At 48.6% G+C, this 17,562-nt stretch carries 17 protein-coding genes; 6 read left to right on the plus strand and 11 right to left on the minus strand.

What is annotated here, in order from left to right; all coding sequences use genetic code 11:
• Window positions 1–53: 53 nt before the first annotated feature.
• The 5 genes from BBI11_RS12005 to BBI11_RS12025 all read right to left on the minus strand — a co-directional run bounded on the left by BBI11_RS12005 (window position 54) and on the right by BBI11_RS12025 (window position 5,904).
• Window positions 54–878, minus strand: a complete 825-nt coding sequence (locus BBI11_RS12005) for a Cof-type HAD-IIB family hydrolase (RefSeq protein WP_068463646.1) — start codon at window positions 876–878, stop codon at window positions 54–56.
• Window positions 879–1,084: 206 nt separating this feature from the next.
• Entirely contained in the window at window positions 1,085–1,621 is a 537-nt protein-coding gene (gene hxlB / locus BBI11_RS12010; RefSeq protein WP_068465761.1) for a 6-phospho-3-hexuloisomerase, read from the minus strand.
• A gap of 19 nt (window positions 1,622–1,640) precedes the next feature.
• Window positions 1,641–2,282, minus strand: coding sequence for a 3-hexulose-6-phosphate synthase (hxlA, locus tag BBI11_RS12015; protein ID WP_068463648.1), 642 nt, complete (start codon window positions 2,280–2,282; stop codon window positions 1,641–1,643).
• Window positions 2,283–2,614: 332 nt separating this feature from the next.
• A complete protein-coding gene (locus BBI11_RS12020; RefSeq protein WP_068463650.1) occupies window positions 2,615–3,826 on the minus strand; it encodes a mannitol-1-phosphate 5-dehydrogenase in 1,212 nt (403 codons plus the stop codon).
• 5 nt (window positions 3,827–3,831) lie between these two features.
• Window positions 3,832–5,904 (minus strand): BglG family transcription antiterminator, encoded by a 2,073-nt coding sequence (locus BBI11_RS12025; RefSeq protein WP_068463653.1) that lies wholly within the window; start codon window positions 5,902–5,904, stop codon window positions 3,832–3,834.
• Between the two features lie 316 nt (window positions 5,905–6,220).
• Here BBI11_RS12025 and BBI11_RS16380 point away from each other — a divergent pair, with 316 nt between their 5' ends.
• Window positions 6,221–6,373, plus strand: a complete 153-nt coding sequence (locus tag BBI11_RS16380; protein WP_156889066.1) for a hypothetical protein — start codon at window positions 6,221–6,223, stop codon at window positions 6,371–6,373.
• Between the two features lie 129 nt (window positions 6,374–6,502).
• Here the strand turns inward: BBI11_RS16380 and BBI11_RS12030 are convergent, their stop codons facing one another.
• Window positions 6,503–8,446: a PTS mannitol transporter subunit IICBA gene (locus tag BBI11_RS12030; RefSeq protein ID WP_068463654.1), complete on the minus strand. Its 1,944-nt coding sequence runs from the start codon at window positions 8,444–8,446 to the stop codon at window positions 6,503–6,505.
• A 340-nt stretch (window positions 8,447–8,786) separates the two neighbouring features.
• Between BBI11_RS12030 and BBI11_RS12035 the strand changes: the two genes are divergently transcribed.
• The 4 genes from BBI11_RS12035 to BBI11_RS12050 all read left to right on the plus strand — a co-directional run bounded on the left by BBI11_RS12035 (window position 8,787) and on the right by BBI11_RS12050 (window position 12,057).
• Window positions 8,787–9,056 carry a phosphocarrier protein HPr gene (locus tag BBI11_RS12035; protein WP_068463656.1) on the plus strand — a complete coding sequence of 90 codons (270 nt, stop codon included), beginning with the start codon at window positions 8,787–8,789 and terminating at the stop codon, window positions 9,054–9,056.
• Complete coding sequence (gene ptsP / locus BBI11_RS12040; RefSeq protein ID WP_068463658.1) at window positions 9,053–10,759, plus strand: phosphoenolpyruvate--protein phosphotransferase; 1,707 nt, start codon at window positions 9,053–9,055, stop codon at window positions 10,757–10,759. The genes BBI11_RS12035 and ptsP overlap by 4 nt, the downstream gene beginning before the upstream one ends.
• A 214-nt stretch (window positions 10,760–10,973) precedes the next feature.
• A complete protein-coding gene (locus BBI11_RS12045) occupies window positions 10,974–11,627 on the plus strand; it encodes a helix-turn-helix domain-containing protein (RefSeq protein WP_068463660.1) in 654 nt (217 codons plus the stop codon).
• Window positions 11,611–12,057 (plus strand): PIN domain-containing protein, encoded by a 447-nt coding sequence (locus BBI11_RS12050; RefSeq protein WP_237150268.1) that lies wholly within the window; start codon window positions 11,611–11,613, stop codon window positions 12,055–12,057. The genes BBI11_RS12045 and BBI11_RS12050 overlap by 17 nt, the downstream gene beginning before the upstream one ends.
• Before the next feature lie 290 nt (window positions 12,058–12,347).
• On the opposite strand, the gene BBI11_RS16385 is transcribed toward BBI11_RS12050, so the two are convergent.
• The 5 genes from BBI11_RS16385 to BBI11_RS12070 form a co-directional block, all read right to left on the minus strand.
• Complete coding sequence (locus tag BBI11_RS16385) at window positions 12,348–12,506, minus strand: hypothetical protein (RefSeq protein WP_156889067.1); 159 nt, start codon at window positions 12,504–12,506, stop codon at window positions 12,348–12,350.
• A 136-nt stretch (window positions 12,507–12,642) separates the two neighbouring features.
• Window positions 12,643–13,050, minus strand: coding sequence for a hypothetical protein (locus tag BBI11_RS12055; protein ID WP_068463662.1), 408 nt, complete (start codon window positions 13,048–13,050; stop codon window positions 12,643–12,645).
• A 756-nt stretch (window positions 13,051–13,806) separates the two neighbouring features.
• Window positions 13,807–15,216 (minus strand): alanine/glycine:cation symporter family protein, encoded by a 1,410-nt coding sequence (locus BBI11_RS12060; protein WP_068463664.1) that lies wholly within the window; start codon window positions 15,214–15,216, stop codon window positions 13,807–13,809.
• Between the two features lie 228 nt (window positions 15,217–15,444).
• Window positions 15,445–15,927 carry a DUF6241 domain-containing protein gene (locus tag BBI11_RS12065; RefSeq protein WP_068463666.1) on the minus strand — a complete coding sequence of 161 codons (483 nt, stop codon included), beginning with the start codon at window positions 15,925–15,927 and terminating at the stop codon, window positions 15,445–15,447.
• A gap of 42 nt (window positions 15,928–15,969) precedes the next feature.
• Window positions 15,970–16,485 (minus strand): DUF6241 domain-containing protein, encoded by a 516-nt coding sequence (locus BBI11_RS12070; protein WP_068463671.1) that lies wholly within the window; start codon window positions 16,483–16,485, stop codon window positions 15,970–15,972.
• A gap of 283 nt (window positions 16,486–16,768) precedes the next feature.
• Here BBI11_RS12070 and BBI11_RS12075 point away from each other — a divergent pair, with 283 nt between their 5' ends.
• The gene (locus tag BBI11_RS12075) at window positions 16,769–17,554 is read left to right on the plus strand and encodes a hypothetical protein (RefSeq protein WP_068463674.1); all 786 of its coding nucleotides are present in this window, start codon (window positions 16,769–16,771) and stop codon (window positions 17,552–17,554) included.
• Window positions 17,555–17,562 lie beyond the last annotated feature (8 nt).

Genomic DNA, 17,562 nt, shown 5'->3' on the forward strand with positions numbered 1-17,562 from the left:
CCACTCCTCCAACTTCGTTGCGTTTCTCCCTAAAAGTTCCGCAGTTCTAACGATTAGTTCGCCGAATCTGCTGCTGCCGCACGAGGTTCCAAAATGAATTTATTGAGTACATGCAGCACGCCTTCTTCGTTATTCGACAGGCTGGTGTAGTCCGCAAGCTCTTTTAATTCATCGACGGCGTTGCCCATCGCGACGCCGAAGCCGGCCGCTTTGACCAAATCCATATCATTGAAATTATCACCAATGCCGATCACTTCTGAACGGTCGATGCCGAGCTTGTCGGCTAAAAATTTCAAGGCACTGCCTTTATTAGCGTCTGGATGCGTCACTTCGAGGTAGCGCTTTTTCGATTTCTCGATGCACGCCGTGTCACCCAAGATAGTCTGCAATTCTTCCTGTACCGGTGCGAGGGCTTCAGGTTCGTCGATAAACAGCAATTTGGTAAAGCCCTTTTTCGCGAGTCCGAGGAGATCCGGTTCCACCGTGTACCCTATGCCGACTTCTTTAGAGTAGGCTTTCACTTGCTCGTTATCCACTGCGCTATAAAGCACATTGTCCTGATAGACTTGGATGTGCATTTGCTTTTCCGCTGCTAAGTGAATGCATTTTTGCGCGATCTCGTAAGACACCATGCGCTCGCGCAGCACTTCTTCGCTCGTTGCTGATCTGATGACCGCTCCTTGGTACGTAATCATCGGCGCCTCAAGTCCCAGTTCCAATGCGATGCGCTGTGCAGACGGGTACATTCTTCCCGTCGCGATCGTCACGACCACTCCGAGCTCTGCCGCTTTTCGAATCGCTGTCGCCGTATCTTTTGTGACAACCAGCTCGTCTGTCAATAACGTTCCATCCAAATCAATCGCAATCATTTTATACATATCGTTGCTCCTTCACATCATCCTATTTTCCGTGGCAAGCTTTTCATTATAAGGAAGACCCGTATTCTGTGCCATCCAATCTGCCTGTCACGGCAAATCTATTCCACTAATTTTGAACCTCTGTGTGCGGATTGTCCAATAAGGACGCTTGGCAATTAAAATAAGCTTGAGACGGAATCGTTCCCAGTCCCAAGCTTATGTCCCTGCTATTCCAAATTGGCGTGCGTGCCGAACATCGCATCGGCCGCAATATCGTTCTCTTCCATATAGGCCAACACGAGCGCGTCATACACCACCAACAGCGATTGCTCGAACAACGAACCCATCGGCTGGATGGATTTGCCGCTCGCACCGTCCGCTTTGGCTTGCGCCGGAATAGTGAGATGAAGGCTGGCGATTTGGCCGATCGAGGACGCGGGATTGGTCGTGATTGCTGCGACCGTGGCACCGATTTTGTCCGCTTTCTCCGTCATCGCAAGTAAGCTCGCCGTTTCCCCGGAACCTGAACCGACGATAAACAAATCGTTTTCCAATAAACTCGGAGTCACTGTTTCGCCCACTACATAAGCATTCAGGCCCATGTGCATCATGCGCATGACGAACGCTTTAGCCATGAAACCGGAGCGCCCGCCGCCCGCGACAAAAATCTTGTCCGCTTGCGCCATAACGGCGACCAAACGATTTGCTTCCGCCTCGCTCACTTGTCCAACCGTTTGCGACAATTCGGCTGAGATTTCATTCATAAATCCTGAAGCGTTCACGTTATACCGTCACGCTTTCGTTCATCAGCGCCTTGATTTTCGCCGCTTCTGATTGCTTATCGTCTTTAGATGTGATGCCGCCCCCAACAATGATCAAGTCCGGCTGCGCTTTGATGACTTCCGGCAAAGTATCGAGTTTGATGCCGCCAGCGATCGCCGTTTTCGCATTTTTCACGACACTTTTGATCGTGCGCAAGTCTGCGAATGAATCTTTGCCTTCTGCCTGCAAATCATAGCCCGTGTGGACGCAAATATAATCCGCACCCAGCACGTCCAGTTCAGCGGCGCGTGTTTCGATGTCTTTGACAGCGATCATATCGACCAGGATTTTCTTGCCGAGTTTCTTCGCTTCTTCGACTGCCCCTTTAATCGAGGAATCTTCTGCTTGCGCGAGAATCGTAACAATGTCCGCTCCTGCCTCTGCCGCGTTGCCGACTTCATAAGCCGCCGCGTCCATAATTTTCACATCTGCCAATACCTCCAGATGCGGAAACGCCGCTTTCACTTCACGAACCGCTTTCAATCCTTCTTTATTGATGACCGGCGTACCCAGTTCAACAATATCGATCGAACCCTCAACTTCTTTGATCAATTCAATGGCTTGTGGAATATCGACTAAATCTAATGCTAGTTGTAATTTCATCTATAGGTCTCTCCTCGTATGCGTATTTTGATGCTTTCCCAGTGTACGGCCTGGCATCTCCCATGGGAAGTACGCACTTTATTTTCACATACTGACAAAAAGTATACTGTCACGCAAATTGTGTGGCGCACAGGGACATTCCAGCCAGCAAATGCTGCTGCAGCGGGAATCCTCTCCGGCAAATTGTGTGCTGCACAGGGACACCGCATTTTCTCCCGCCGAAATTGTGTGGCGCACAGGGACGAAAACTCCCTCCGACAACGCAAAAACCGCATCCCGGCGCCTTTTCGGCTGCTGGGATGCGGTTGGAATTGTGTGGTGCACAGGGACAGTTACTGCCCCGACTTCATCGCCTCGTACTGACGCACGACTTCCTGCGCCAGTTCGCTATCAGCTTCTAGTCCGCTGATTTCTGTCAACACGAGCTCTGGCCCGCCTTGTGCGATCATGTCTTGGATTTTCACCGCTTCTTCGTCTTCAGCGAAGTCGAAGAGTAAAGCTGAAGCGATCGCTTGCGCGAGGTGCGCATATGATAGTCCCGCTTTTTGCGCTTGCACGGCCGGGCGCACGAGGCGGTCTTCCGGTCCGAGCTTGCGGATTGGCGCGCGGCCGACGCGTGTGACGCCGTCGTTCAAATAGCTGTTTTTGAAGCGTTTGATGTTTTTGTCGATATAGCTGAGATGCTCTTGTTCGTCCAAGCCGTATTGCTTCACGAGGTAAGCGCCTGTTTCTTTCAAGGTTTCACGCACTTGCTGTTCGATTGCCGGGTCCGCCAAAGTTTCGTCAATCGTCGTTTTGCCGGCGCGGTAGCCGAGATAGGCGATGACCGCGTGCCCCGTGTTGACTGTAAACAGCTTGCGCTCGATAAACGGCGCCAAGTCTTCGACAATGGTCATGCCGGAAACGTCTGGAATGTCTTCTGTCGTTTCCACGACCCATTCGTAATACGGTTCGACTAGTACGTCGAGCGACTGGCCTTCTTGAATCGGCACGATGCGATCGACCGCCGAATTAAAGAAATACACCTTGCCAGCGAGCTCCGCTTTCGCTTCGTCGCTCAAATGGCTTAAAATATGCCCTTTCAAAATATCGGTCGCGCCGATTTGGTTTTCACAGGCAATGATGTATAATTTTTCCGATTCCGAACTCATATCAGACGCCACGTCCAAATCAGATACTGGCTCCAAATCCGCCCCCATTCCGAAATTGCCCTTAACCCGCGCTTCGATTCCGCGCGCAATGAGCGGTGCGATGCGCGGCAGGATATTCGGCCCGATCGCTGTCGTCAAATACGTCGCTTGCTGGATCTTCGCAATGACCGCTTCTTCGTCTTTCATATTATTGATGCCGGACACGTTTTCCACCAAAACGCTTTCTTCTGTTTCCTGCGCCAAGTTCACGTGGTAGTTGCCTTGTTCGTTTAATTGATTGATGACTTGTTCGGCCACATCCACAAAACTGACGTGATAGCCGGATTCCGAGAACAACGCCCCGATAAACCCTCTGCCGATATTGCCTGCTCCAAAATGGATTGCTTGTTTCATTCAAATCATTCCTTCATCAAATTATTTTGTAAGTATTCGTAAAACAACTCTTCTAACTTATTGCGGATGACGTCTTCATTCGACGACGAAAAAATCATCATCGAGGCTTCGCTTTCGATCAAGCTCAAACTGATCAAACTCATGATTTCCTGTTGGCGTTCGCTCAATTCCACTGGCGTCAGCATCAACAATAAATTCGTCATCTGCATTTCTTTGTCATCCATTCCCTTTACGGCAATCTGTGAATCCAAATGCACCACTTGGAACATCAAATCACGGACCGATTCGTCCCGGCAATGAAACAGCGCCATATTGGTCCCCGGAATGCCGAGCCCGCCTTTGGTTTCGCGGTCTTGCAATTGCCGCAAAGTGCTCGCAGCCTCCAATAACCCGTCCGATTCCAAACCCTCCAATACTTCCGCGAGCACTTGCCAATAATCCGTGCCGTTCATTTTCAACAAACGGAAATGCTTGAGTATCGCTTCCATGCCCATCTGCACATTTTTAATGTCTCTAAGCAAATTACGCAGCTCCGGCCGGTGTTTGGGCATAGCCGGTTTCACATCATCTGCATGCAAATACTGTTTATTGCGCGTCACTTTCTGGATATTATGCTGCAAATAATTTTCGATGTGGCTAATGTCCTGCTCGCTTAACAACGGGCTCACCATCAAATAATCCACATCGGTTACCGGCAGCCGGATCGTTGAAATGACCAAATCGTAGTCCTGAAAATTTGCCGTTTGGAAATCATGAATCGCCAAAATCTTCACGGTATCGATTTCCGGCAGCTCTTTTTGAATGCGGCTCGCCAGCATTTTCGACGTGCCGATGCCGGTTGGGCACACGACGACTGCGTCGATCTGCACGCGTTCTTCATTCATCAATAAAGCCGAGCCGAAATGAAGAACGATAAACGCCACTTCATCCGCCGAGAACTCGAGGTCGTCAAACTCCGTCTCCAAGGTCTGCTTGACTGCGAGAAACAGCATCGGGTATTTCTTCTTGATCTCGTCGGTCAACGGATTGAACGATTCGAGCTTTTGCTTAAGCCGGAAAATGAGCGGCTCCATATGCGCAAGCAAGCCTTGGTACAAGGAAAAATCCTTCGTCAAATCGACGCCGAGCTGCCCCGACACATCGCGAATCATGTTTTTGACGAGTTTCCCGAGCAGCACACTATCGTAATAAAGCACGTTCGACGCCTGGATTTTCGAGCCCTTCAACACCACCGCGAGAAACTCGATATCGCGCTCCGCAAGCTCGACGCCGAACTGTTCACGCAAAGCCTTACCAATCCCAGCGAGCATGTCGTATTCCGCGTTTCGCTCCGTTTGTTCCGGAGACTCCAGCAATAAGCCGCTTTCTACCCGCTGCAGCGCCAACGCCAAATGCACGACGAGGCCCGTATAGTCGCTGTCGGCCAAGCGGATCTGTTCGTCGCTAATCTGCTCGCCGACCAAGCGATTCGCCGAGGCGAGGTAATCGGGATTGAAATAACCGAGCACCCGGCCGTCCGGCGCCTTGCCCCGCTGCAAATCATACAAACTTTCGATAAGCTCTTCGTAGAAATGAATAAGGAAATACGCCGCCAATGCATGGCGTTTATGCGCTTCCTCCCCCGCCACTTCCACGCCAACACCGCGTTGTCTCGACAGCGTGACCGAAAACTTGCGCAGCCAATTGCCGAGCTCATCCAAATAAGACGTTAAAGTTGTCGTGCTGATGCCAAGCTGATTCGACAGCACCTGCTTTTTAAAGAACGCGCCTTCTTCCATTAAAATGATCAGCAAGCGCAGCTTTTTCTCCTCAGGCGTCGCTTCCGGCGCACTCGAAGCGGCAAGCTTCTGAATCAGCCGGTAAATTTTTTCGTTATTGCCTTCAATAAACAGCGCATCCGCTGCATTGCGCTTCATCATCAGCCCAAACGGCTCCAGCAATTTATCCACCGACTTCAAATCCCGCTGAATCGTCCGCGCACTGACATCGAGATACGCCGCCAAAGAATTGACCGTATGCCTCTCGGACATCCGCGTCACCAACTCAATAATCGATTTTTCCCTAACCGTGACAATCATCCACTCACCTGCTCCCTTGTCACCTTTCGTTGATGAAGACTTTGTTGAATCAAATATTTATTTTCTCATAAACCGTGTTTCCCGAAGCTTATCACTCGCTTTCCATAGTCAGGGATCGAGCTGACGCTTCTTCAAACACCTGATTACTTCACTGGTCATTCTTCCTATTGTTAGAAAAACTTATTAACGTACTATCTTCATTTTCTCACTACCATCCAAATTCCGCAAAACAGCTCGCTTTCCTCTTTTTCTAAATAAAGTTAGAAACACTACCTCAGTGCCCACCTTAAATTTAAAGAGCGGAAGGCGGCGACTAATGAATAAGCGAAAGGTACTTGAGCTTGTTCATTTGCGACGCATTTGCCTGCAAATGTGGGAGCAGCAGCGTTTTAAACTGATCCACTGGCAAATATCAGGCCTTGTCCGCGGGCAGCTGAAAACGCGACGTCCTGTCGCATCAGCTGCATGACCCGCATCCTGTGGGCCTAAAGCGTCCGCCCGAAGCGAGTTCCCCACTATCATTTCCTAACTCTCCCTGGAATAAACCAAAGAAATAGCACAAAAAGGCAGGATTTCCCCTGCCTTTTTGCCGTGCTATTTACTTGCTGTTCAAGATGTCGAGCAATTCTTTAGCAGACTTAGCAGCGACGAGTTCGTCAACATTCGACTGCTCGGCGCAGATGACTGCGATGCCTGACAAGATTTCCAGGTGCGTGCCGTCTTTACCAGCGATGGCGAAGATCAACTTCGCTTTCTCGCCGTCAAAGTCTACCCCGTCCGGAACTTGGACAACCGTGAAGCCGGATTTGATAACCGCTTTTTTCGCTTCTTCGGTGCCATGCGGAATCGCGACATCATTGCCCATATAAGTGGTCGTGATTTCTTCGCGCTTCAGCATTTCGTCGACGTATGATGGCTCGACGTATCCAGCCTTCACGAGTGCGTCCCCTGCAAAGCGAATCGCTTCTTCTTTATTGCGGAAGCGTTTATTCATGAAAATATTATCTTCCGTCAACAGTGGCGCATCGCCTTGATCGCCAGTCGCTGCGTTCGCTTCGCTATCGTCGACCAGTTCACTTTGCTCTTCTGTCACGCCATGTTTCATGCGATCGATCAAGCGGTCGTATTCCGGGCTTGATAGGAAGTTATCGACTGAGATGTGATACGCATCCGGGCGTTTGTCTTTCGCACGCGGCGTCAATTTATCCTGCGTGATGATGATTTGCGAATCGGCAGGGATAGAAGAAATCGCGCTGTTTGTCACTTTGATGTGCATGCCCGCCTCTTTTACTTTCTTACTCAAGAGCGAAGCACCCATCGCGCTCGACCCCATCCCAGCGTCACACGCAAAGACGATTTTTTGGACATCGTCCGGGAACGTACCTGATGCAGAAGTCGTGCCTGCAGCTCCAGCGCTAGCGCCAAGTGCACCGGCAACCGAACTTTTCTTGCCTTTCATTTCTTCCATGCGTCTTGTTGCTGCTTCGACGTCTCCATCTTCTTCTGTATCTTTGCTGCGCTTCAAGATGACAGCTGATACCAAGAACGACACAGTCGCTGCGACCAAGATCGCCGTGAAGTTCGCTACATAGGCCATGCCTTCAGGCGGTGTAACCGCTGCGATGGCGAAGATACTGCCTGGTGATGCAGGGGCCATCAAGCCGCCGCCCATCAAGACGAGTGTGAAGACACCGCTCATGCCGCCAAGGATGACAGACAATAGAAGCATCGGTTTCATTAACACGTACGGGAAGTAAATCTCGTGGATCCCGCCGAAGAAGTGGATAATAACAGCCCCTGGTGCCGATTGCTTCGCGATTCCTTTTCCGAAGAACATGAATGCGAGCAAGACACCAAGACCAGGTCCTGGGTTCGCTTCTAATAAGAAGAGAACGGAACGGCCAGCCTGCTGAACTTGTTCAAGCCCAAGCGGCGTCAGGATGCCGTGGTTGATTGCGTTGTTCAGGAATAAAATCTTACCCGGTTCGATCAAGATACTTGTTAATGGAAGCAATCCTGTTTCAAGCAACCAGTCAACACCTGCGACCAATACTTGCGTCAATGCGCTGACGGCTGGCCCGATGCTAAGGTAAGCAAAGATCGCCAATGCCCCGCCGAGAATACCTGCTGAGAAGTTGTTGACCAACATCTCGAATCCAGAGCGGATCTTGCCTTCGATCAAACGGTCAAACTGTTTGATGACCCAGGCACTGAGTGGCCCCATGATCATCGCGCCGAGGAACATCGGCGTATCCGGTGCCCCGACGATAACCCCCATCGTGGCAATCGCGCCAATGACGCCGCCTCGCTGGTCGTGCACGAGCTTACCACCCGTATAACCAATCAAGAGTGGAAGCAAATATGTGATCATCGGCCCGACAAGTGACGCGAAATTCTCATTCGGGAAAAATCCTGTTGGAATAAACAATGCTGTTATAAGTCCCCAAGCAATAAACGCGCCGATGTTCGGCATAACCATCGAACTGAGGAAGTTACCAAACTTCTGGACTTTCACTTTAACGCTCGAACGTTCTTGTGCCATTCCTTTCATCTCCTTTTATTGGGCCCTTGCCCATATACTTTATTTGTTAATTCTGATTATACGCTCTTCTTGTAAGCGCATTCAATCTAATGAAAGATTAACTTTGTCGCCGCTGTCCGGACAAAGCTGTCGTTACTGCGAATTGTGCCGTGCACAGGGGCGCGCGGACACCTAAACCGAGCTGCAGCGCTTTTTTCACTCGCCGAATTGTGTGTCGCACAGGGACAGGTCGCTTTTGATCCCACCTAAAACAGGGACGCCGCTATGCAATTGGGCCAGATAATGTCATAATGAAGGGTGAATTCGCTTACACAACAAGCATCCTAAGGAGGAATTATTCATGGTAGAAAAAACATTCACAATCACAGACCCGGCTGGCATGCATGCACGCCCAGCTTCAGCACTTGTAGGTTCGTTATCAAAATTCCAATCGGACATCACGATGGAATTCAAAGACAAAAAAGTTAACTTAAAATCAATCCTCGGCGTTATGTCACTTGGTGTTCCTTCTGGATCAACTGTACAAATCGCTGCTGATGGTGCGGACGAAGCAGAAGCGATGGAAACGATCGAGCGCGTACTGAACGAGCAAGGAATCTCGAACGAATGAATCGCCTCTCCGGAATCGCAGCTTCTAATGGCATCGCCATCGCCAAGGCCTTCCGCCTCGAAAATCCGGAACTGACAGTCGACAAGAAAAACGTGACGGACACCCAGGCGGAAATCGAGCGCTTCGGACAGGCAGTGAAAGAATCCATTGCCGAACTCGAAGTGATCAAAAAACGCACCGCAGAAGAAATCAGCGAAAAAGAAGCCGATATTTTCGGCGCCCACTTGCTCGTTTTAGAAGACCCGGAATTGATCGGGCCGATCACCGACAAGATCAAAACCGATAGCGTCAATGCAGAATTCGCGCTGAACGAAACCTCGACAATGTTTGTCGACATGTTCGAAGCGATGGACAATGAATACATGAAAGAACGCGCTGCCGATGTGCGTGATGTCACGAAACGCGTGCTCGCCCATCTCCTCGGCGTCAAGATTCAAAACCCAAGCATGATCACCGATGAAGTCGTCGTCATTGCAGAAGATCTGACTCCTTCCGATACGGTTCAATTAAACCCGAAATTCATTAAGGGCTTCATTACCGATATCGGCGGGCGCACATCCCACTCCGCGATCCTCGCACGCACATTGGAAATCCCGGCAGTTGTCGGCGCAAAATCAGCGATGAGCACGATCGATAACGGCACCATCGTCATCATCGATGGACTCGAAGGCAACATCCTGCTCGACCCAGACGAAGCAACACTCGCTGAGTACAAAGAAAAGCAAAGCGCATTCGCCAGCCAAAAAGCCGAATGGGCCAAGCTGAAAAACGAAGCGACCGTCACAAAAGACGGCGTGGAAGTTGAACTCGGCGCCAATATCGGCACACCGAAAGACCTTACCGGCGTTCTTGAAAATGGCGGCGAAGCAATCGGCTTGTACCGTACCGAGTTCTTGTACATGGGCCGCGACAACTTCCCAACCGAAGACGAACAATTCGATGCCTACTCCGCTGTCCTAAAAGGCATGGAAGGCAAACCGACCGTCGTTCGTACGCTCGACATCGGCGGCGACAAAGAATTGTCGTATCTGACACTGCCAAAAGAACTGAACCCGTTCCTAGGCCTTCGTGCGATCCGTCTATGCCTCGAGATGCCGGACATGTTCCGCACGCAGCTTCGCGCATTGCTTCGCGCGAGTGTCCACGGCAATTTGAAGGTTATGTTCCCGATGATCGCCACACTCGATGAGTTCCGCCAAGCGAAAGCGCTTCTAATGGAAGAAAAAGCGAAACTCGAAGCAGAAGGCATCGACGTGAGCGATTCCATCGAAGTCGGCATCATGGTCGAGATTCCGTCGACTGCCGTCATGGCAGATACGTTCGCAAAAGAAGTCGACTTCTTCTCTATCGGCACGAACGACCTGATCCAGTACACGATGGCCGCTGACCGTATGAACGAATCGGTCTCTTATCTATACCAGCCATACAACCCAGCCATCCTGCGCCTTGTGAAGAACGTCATTGACGCGTCTCACAAAGAAGGCAAATGGACCGGCATGTGCGGCGAAATGGCCGGCGACGAAATCGCCATCCCGATTCTCCTCGGCCTCGGCCTGGACGAATTCTCGATGAGCGCTTCGTCCATCCTAAAAGCCCGCTCCCAGCTAAGCCGCCTATCAAAAGCGGACATGGAAGGGCACGTCGACCACATCCTAGCTCTTGCGACTTCACAGGAAGTAGAAGACTACGTGAACAACCTATAATGCAAAAAAAGCCGAGAACTCCGTTGAGTTCTCGGCTTTTTTGAATGGAATTGTGTGGCGCACAGGGACATCCAAGCACCAGAATCCCGCTACGACGCGAATTTCGCCCTGCGAATTGTGTGGTGCACAGGGATCCCTCTCAAATCCACTGTCAGTTTTGTTGATTTTGTTGATTTTTAATTTTATAATAGGTATTAAACAGGAGGTGGAGAAAATGATCCCTACCGTTGACCAAGAACAAGAAAAGCTCTGGGCCAGTGTTGAGACATTGTCTACAATTAATACTGAACAAGCCGAAGCTGTCTTAAAAACGACAGTTGAACGGTCTTTGAGACAAATGGGCTTTACCACTCCAGCAATTTCGAGTCTTTCCTTAAAGATTACCGATGCCCAATCGGTTATAGACTTGCATCAAATCGAACGTAAAGTAAAGCATCATTTAAAGAATAAGGATCGCGAAATGGCATATGAACTGCTGATCGATTATCTTTTACAGTTAAGTGAAATGACCGATAAAGAACCGTCACTTATCCATAAAAAATTAATTGCTTCACTTATGGCGAACAGCGAAAGAAACTCGCTGAGTGCATCCCTTGTTAAACGCACAACCAGGCATCGGAAAATCGAAAATTCGTTTTACTCCCCCAGTGAAGCAGCTGAAAAACTTGGCTTAAGTGATCAGACGATTAGAAGAATGTGCGAGAAGGGAAAATTTGTCGAGGCCTACAAAACAGATGGCGGCCATTGGAGAATTCCAAAAGAAAACTTCATAACGACAGATGAACAAGACAAGCGTGCAAAAGCGTTCTTCGATCGAATCGACACCAAAAACCATGAAGCGGGAAATGTAGATGAATTCGATCTATGATTCTCCTACCCGACCTATAGTTTTTATTGATACCACGGTATTGTGCGGAGCATTGCGAAGCGACGGAATCAACCGAAAAATTCTGCAAGCAGCTAGATTCCCACACCTCTTTCAACCTGTTTTCTCTAAAGTTTGCTTGTTTGAATTTGTACGCAACGCATCTGAAGGATTAGGTAAAGGAAAAAAGAAAGTGATTTATTCTGCAGATGATATCGAGGGGTTTTTCCAAGCATTTCTCAATCCCCTCTTCGAGCATTATGAGGGGCTTCCAGTTAATAGTATATTAGGTAGGTATAGCGTGGAAACGATTCTTCGAGAACATCTGGCTATAGGTGACGTCTTGATAGAATTAAGTAAGTGTGACCCTGACACTGCACAAAGTATTGTGGAAACACAGGAAATGTCAGAACCACTTTCAAAATTTGATTAAGATGACTTTCACGTATGGGTAACTGCCATACGTGAAAATTGCAACTTCATATTGACTTCCACTCATCGTCGCTTCCCTGCTGAAATAGGAAAAATCAAAAGGATTCACCCAATACATTTTTATGAAGAGCTATCGAATGTGACCGATTAATAGCCGAAAAGCCATGAACTCAACTGAGTTCATGGCTTTTCCCTGTTAAATTTTTGTGGCGCACAGGGACATCCAAGCACCAGAATCCTGCTATGACGCGAATCTTATCGCGTGAATTGTGTGGTGCACAGGGACAAGCTCTACACTCTCTTCAGCTTGCTGCCGACCGGCACGTGCCACTGAGGAGCCAATTTCTCTAGCTTATATTCCTTATAGCCCTCGAGATAGTCCTTATAAGCTTGCAAATAATTTTTAGTCGGGGTCTCCAGTGTTAATTCTTTTTTTACAGTTGCAGTCATCCGGTTCATCCTCCTCGATTTTGGTCCTTACAAGTATTAAGTACGCGGCCACTAACTTGGTTCTTTAAACCTTGCTGGTCATGCTAAATTAAACGCATTCCTTCCCGCTCAAAAAATAAAGGAAGGTCTGCCATAATCACGTTGTTCGCGCTAACACGTCAAGCGCATCCGTCAGCCGTTCTACAAAATCTGCCAAAGCTTCCTTCGAAGCAATCCGCAGTATGTGCTGCCCGTCATTTACTTGAGAGCTTTGCGCATAACTCGTTGGCAACAAGAGCGGATGTTCAATAAGGGCTTGTGTCAAACGGGCCACTTGCTCAAGCGGGATCAAGATCTCTGCCTCGTTCACACCCTTTGGCTCATCCCGATGTAATTGAACGGAAACACCCCGTTCCATCGGCAAGCCAATATACAATTGAGGAGCTTTGTACTCTCCCGTTTCAGGAATGCCACTCTCTCCAATTTGCAAGGACGCTGTCGCTGCTGCATCTGTCTTCTTTTTTATCTTGTCGCTTGGTGAAATCACCTGTTGCATGTTCATCATGCCAACCATACCCCCGCTCGATTTGATCAATCGCCAGTACTGGCTTTTTCCAATCATCCCATGAGCCTAAAATCTTAAAACTGCTTTAGATATCATCAATTAATACTTAAATATCAGTTAATTATCTTTAAGGCAATTTCGTATAATCTTTAACACTACAATAAGACTACATTAAGCGCCAAAATATGTAAAGTAAGCCATGAAAATTCTCATAATTCAGATTTTATTTTGTTTTTCTTGTATACTTTTAATGGAAAATTTCCAGCCTGCGAATTGAACGAGAAACAAACAAGATTGCGGGGACTCCACTGTTTTCAAGGTTTCCTTTCCCCTTCTTTTCAGATATTCTTCGGTACATACCCTGCCCGGTTTACAGGAAAAGGGAAATCGCTATAATGTTTTTTTGAAACTTTTTTCTTCCCTTCTGCTCTTTTACACAGGATTTTCACGCTTATAGCTATTCAATCAATTTTATAAATATTCAGAACAGCTATCTCTCAAATTGTGTGACGCACAGGGACACACAATCACCAGACCCCTGAACTGACGTAAATCTCGCACTGAGAATTGTGTCATGCACAGGGACATCAAACCACAGATCCGAAAAATCAGAATGCATAAAAACCCCTTGAACTCATTTGAGTTCAAGGGGTTTTTGACGATTGAATTGTGTGGCGCACAGGGACAGCGAAGCATCGAAATCCCTCCATGCCAGCTATCTTTCTTTCCGAATTGTGTGGTGCACAGGGACAAACCCTATTCTTCCCGAATCGCTTTCTGGCGTTTCGCCCGTTTCTTCACTTTCCGATCCTTATGATAGTACTCATCCGAAGAAAAGAACTCGTTTTTCAACTCTTTTACTTTGTTGCTCAGCAGCAAAATCGCGATGATGTTCGGGATAAGAATCGCCGCAAGCATGATATCGAGGAAGCCCCAAATCACTTCTGCTGCACCGACAGCGCCTAAGATGACAGCGAGTATGTAAACCACTTGCATGCCGTGCGCGGCTTTCAAGCCAAACAAGAACTCGGCTTGCTTCGCGCCGTAAAATACCACAACCAAAATCGTCGACAGCACGAAGAAAATCAAAGCGATCGTTACGAGAATGGCGCCGAAGTCACCGAAATACTCTTCAAAGGCCAAGCTCGTCAAAGCCGATGAGTTTTCCATGGCGCCTTCTTCTGTCCAGACGCCAGAAGACAAGATGACAAATGCCGTCGCCGTACAAACGATCAAAGTATCCACGACGACGCCAATAACGGCCCAGAAGCCTTGTCGCACCGGATGGTCGGTAGTCGCCGCAGCGTGTGCAATCGGCGCTGTCCCGAGTCCTGCTTCGTTGGAATACAACCCGCGGGCAAAGCCCCAACGGATGACTTCCACAATCGCCGCACCGGCAAATCCGCCCATGACAGGTGCCGGTGAAAAGGCGTTACTGAAAATCAACATGAAGAATTCCGGTACCGCTTGGACGTTCATCAGTAAAATAACGACAGCCCCGCCGACATAGACCAAGGCCATAAATGGCACGAAAATCTCCGTCACTTTGCCGATGCGCTTGATGCCACCAAAGACGACGATCGACACGAGAATAGCGGTCGCAATTCCCGTCCATAGGGCGGGAATGCTGAATGTTGCTTCCACAGTGCTCGCAATCGAATTTCCTTGCACCATGATGCTTGGAATCAATTCAATCATCAACGCAAATGAGAACCAGACGCCGAGCCATTTCATGTTCAAGCCCTTCGTCATGTAATACATCGGCCCGCCGACAAATTCGCCGTTGCCGTTTTTCTCGCGGTACTCTACCGCCAGTACGCTTTCCGCGAATTTCAACGCCATGCCGATCAATGCGATGACCCACATCCAAAAAATCGCGCCAGGCCCGCCGAACATGATCGCCGCCGGAACCCCGACGATGTTCGCCGCTCCGATTGTTGAAGACAAAGCAGACGTCAATGCCTGGAACGGGGTAACCGTCCCTTCGCCTTTTGGCCTTCTAAAAATGCTGCCGAACGTTTGCCCTACTATGTATCCAAAATACCGAAACTGAAAAAACCCTAATTTAAACGTCATATAAAGTCCAGAAACCAACAACAATGTAATGAGCGGAATGCCCCATATCCATGCTGAAAAATCAGCAATTCCCTTCATAAACCCTTCCAACTGTTTTCCCCCTATAACATTTCAAGATATGAAATATTTCCCTCACTCCATAAGGTTTAAACAATTTTCAGGAAATTAATTTGCAAATTTAGAAAAACTCGTCAATTACGCTTATTGCGAAACAGCTAACCTAATTCCATTTTCCTTCCCGAACACAGAAAAACCCCAGACTCCATAAAGGAATCCAGGGTTTTCATAAGGCAGGCTAGGAAATTTTGAGCGATTCGACTAGCGAAAATGCGTCTTCACAAAACGTGCTTCCTGCTCTTCTGTCATCAAGCCTGTCGCTTCTCCGTCTACACCATTTTGCAACTTCCATATAACATTATGGAACTCGGCGGCATTGCTGAAGTCGCCATTCTGCCAAGCGTTCAATTCTAATTCATAGAAAAAGGCACGGTCGTAAACGTCTTGATTGGCCGTAACAACTTCGAGCATGTTCTCAATCGTCTCCGGTGTCATTTCCACCGCTCCACGCTTTTCGTCCGCAACGACTTTCTGATGCGTCATCTGATGCAAGCGGAACTGGAATTGCTGTTCCGACATGCCGATCGTTTGGCCATCTTCCGGACTCTGCCCGTTCGCCTTTTTAGCAGCCAGCGCAATATGGGCATCTGCTGAGAACAAGGGCAGCGCCACATAATAACCCGCAGCGCCGATCATACCGATTAAGACAACTGAAAGAATCGTCGTTTTAATAAGTTCACTCATGGGCCACCCATCCTTTAGCAGTTGAATCAACTAACTTTTCAATTAAAATTGGCTCTCTACATACTCCGCTTCTTCTTCTGCCGACAACAATCCGGTCGCGCGTCCGACAGTGCCGTTATGCCATTCCCAGATGGTATTGTGGACGTTGACGGCATTGGAGAAATCGCCATCTTTCCAGGCGGCTAGACTCTGTTCGTAGAAGTCATAGTTCTTGTATGCGCCTTTATTGGCATAGAGAATCTTTTGCATTTCCTCAATCCGCGCTTCGGTCATCTGGATGGCCCCGCGCTTTTCGGTTGCCTTGATTTTCTGGTGGGTCATTTGGTGAAGCTTAATTTGAAATTCCCCTTCGCTCAACCCGACCGTTTCGACTTCCTCATCAGATGTCGGCGCTACCGTATCTTCTCCCTGCTCGAGCTTGTCATCCGCTTCTTCTGCCGCTTGAGAGATTTGTTGTTCGTCTGTTGACGTCAAGCTCTTGTATCCCCAGAATCCCGCTCCTGCGAGTATACCGAGCCCGACGAGCATAATAATGATCGTTCGTATGACCGTTTTCAAATTGACACGTCCTTCCTTTCGACAGGGTATGCCCCCGTTAAAAGCGTTATAAAATCAGCAAGGACTATTATACAATAAAAATCTGTGAAATACTGTATTTTTCGTATCTTTGTTCCTACCCTTTTCAATTAGAGTCGTTACTACAGCACTTCTATTCTTCCACTTATTAAGAGATAAGCCATCTTCTATCCAATTAATCAGCTGCTAAGACAGAGAAACCTGTTATAATTAGTTATAGGCATTTATACATAGCTTCATTATTCGCCCCGAGAGGATTCTTTCTATGAGACGCTTAAAACCGATCTTGTTCATTACCGGCTTGGTGCTCCTTGGTTTCTCCATGCTCTACACAGCACCCGAGATGCTCGAGCGGAAATACCAGCAAGAAATGGCGGACACTTATGCCATTACTGAAATCAACGAATTGGCTACGGATGCGCCGACGGATTATTATTCCCGGGGAAATACGATTCGTACAGAACATACGCTGACTGGCGAAGAGCCTTACCTCGATGGCTGGGACCGCCTCGTTCACCCGGCGGACTTGACCATTTTCATTAACGGCGAAGCGGCTGAAGTTCTGAGCAATTATCCCGTTCTCCAAAAGCAAGATTTCGACCGATTTGATGGTCTCAATCAATACAGCGACTTCTTGAGCTATTGGCTCATCGAAGATAAGACAACTGATAGCGAGTTTTTCGCTATTACATACCGGTTAAACGGCTACCGCACCAAGCAGATCGTCGACGGCTATATGGAAGGCGAGCTCCCGCGCGAAGAACTCCGCTATAAGCTCCTCACGATCCAGCCAGACGGTACGATCGATAAAGAACAATTCAGCTACAGCGACAAATCCAAGCTGCAAACCCAGTTCATTTCAACAAACTATAACGAAACTGTAGGCTATTATACCGATAGCTCCTACCCGAACTTCCTCGTGCCGCTCGTCTATCCGTGGCTGATGAGCGTCATCGGAATCTTATTCCTATTGATTGGCTTTCCGTATCGCTGGCTGGTCAACACGCTGCAGCGGGCCACTCACAAAGAATCGGCAAACTCATCAACTTAGACCTACTT

The sequence above is a fragment of the Planococcus maritimus genome (genome assembly GCF_001687625.2).
In the GTDB taxonomy this organism is placed as follows: domain Bacteria; phylum Bacillota; class Bacilli; order Bacillales_A; family Planococcaceae; genus Planococcus; species Planococcus maritimus.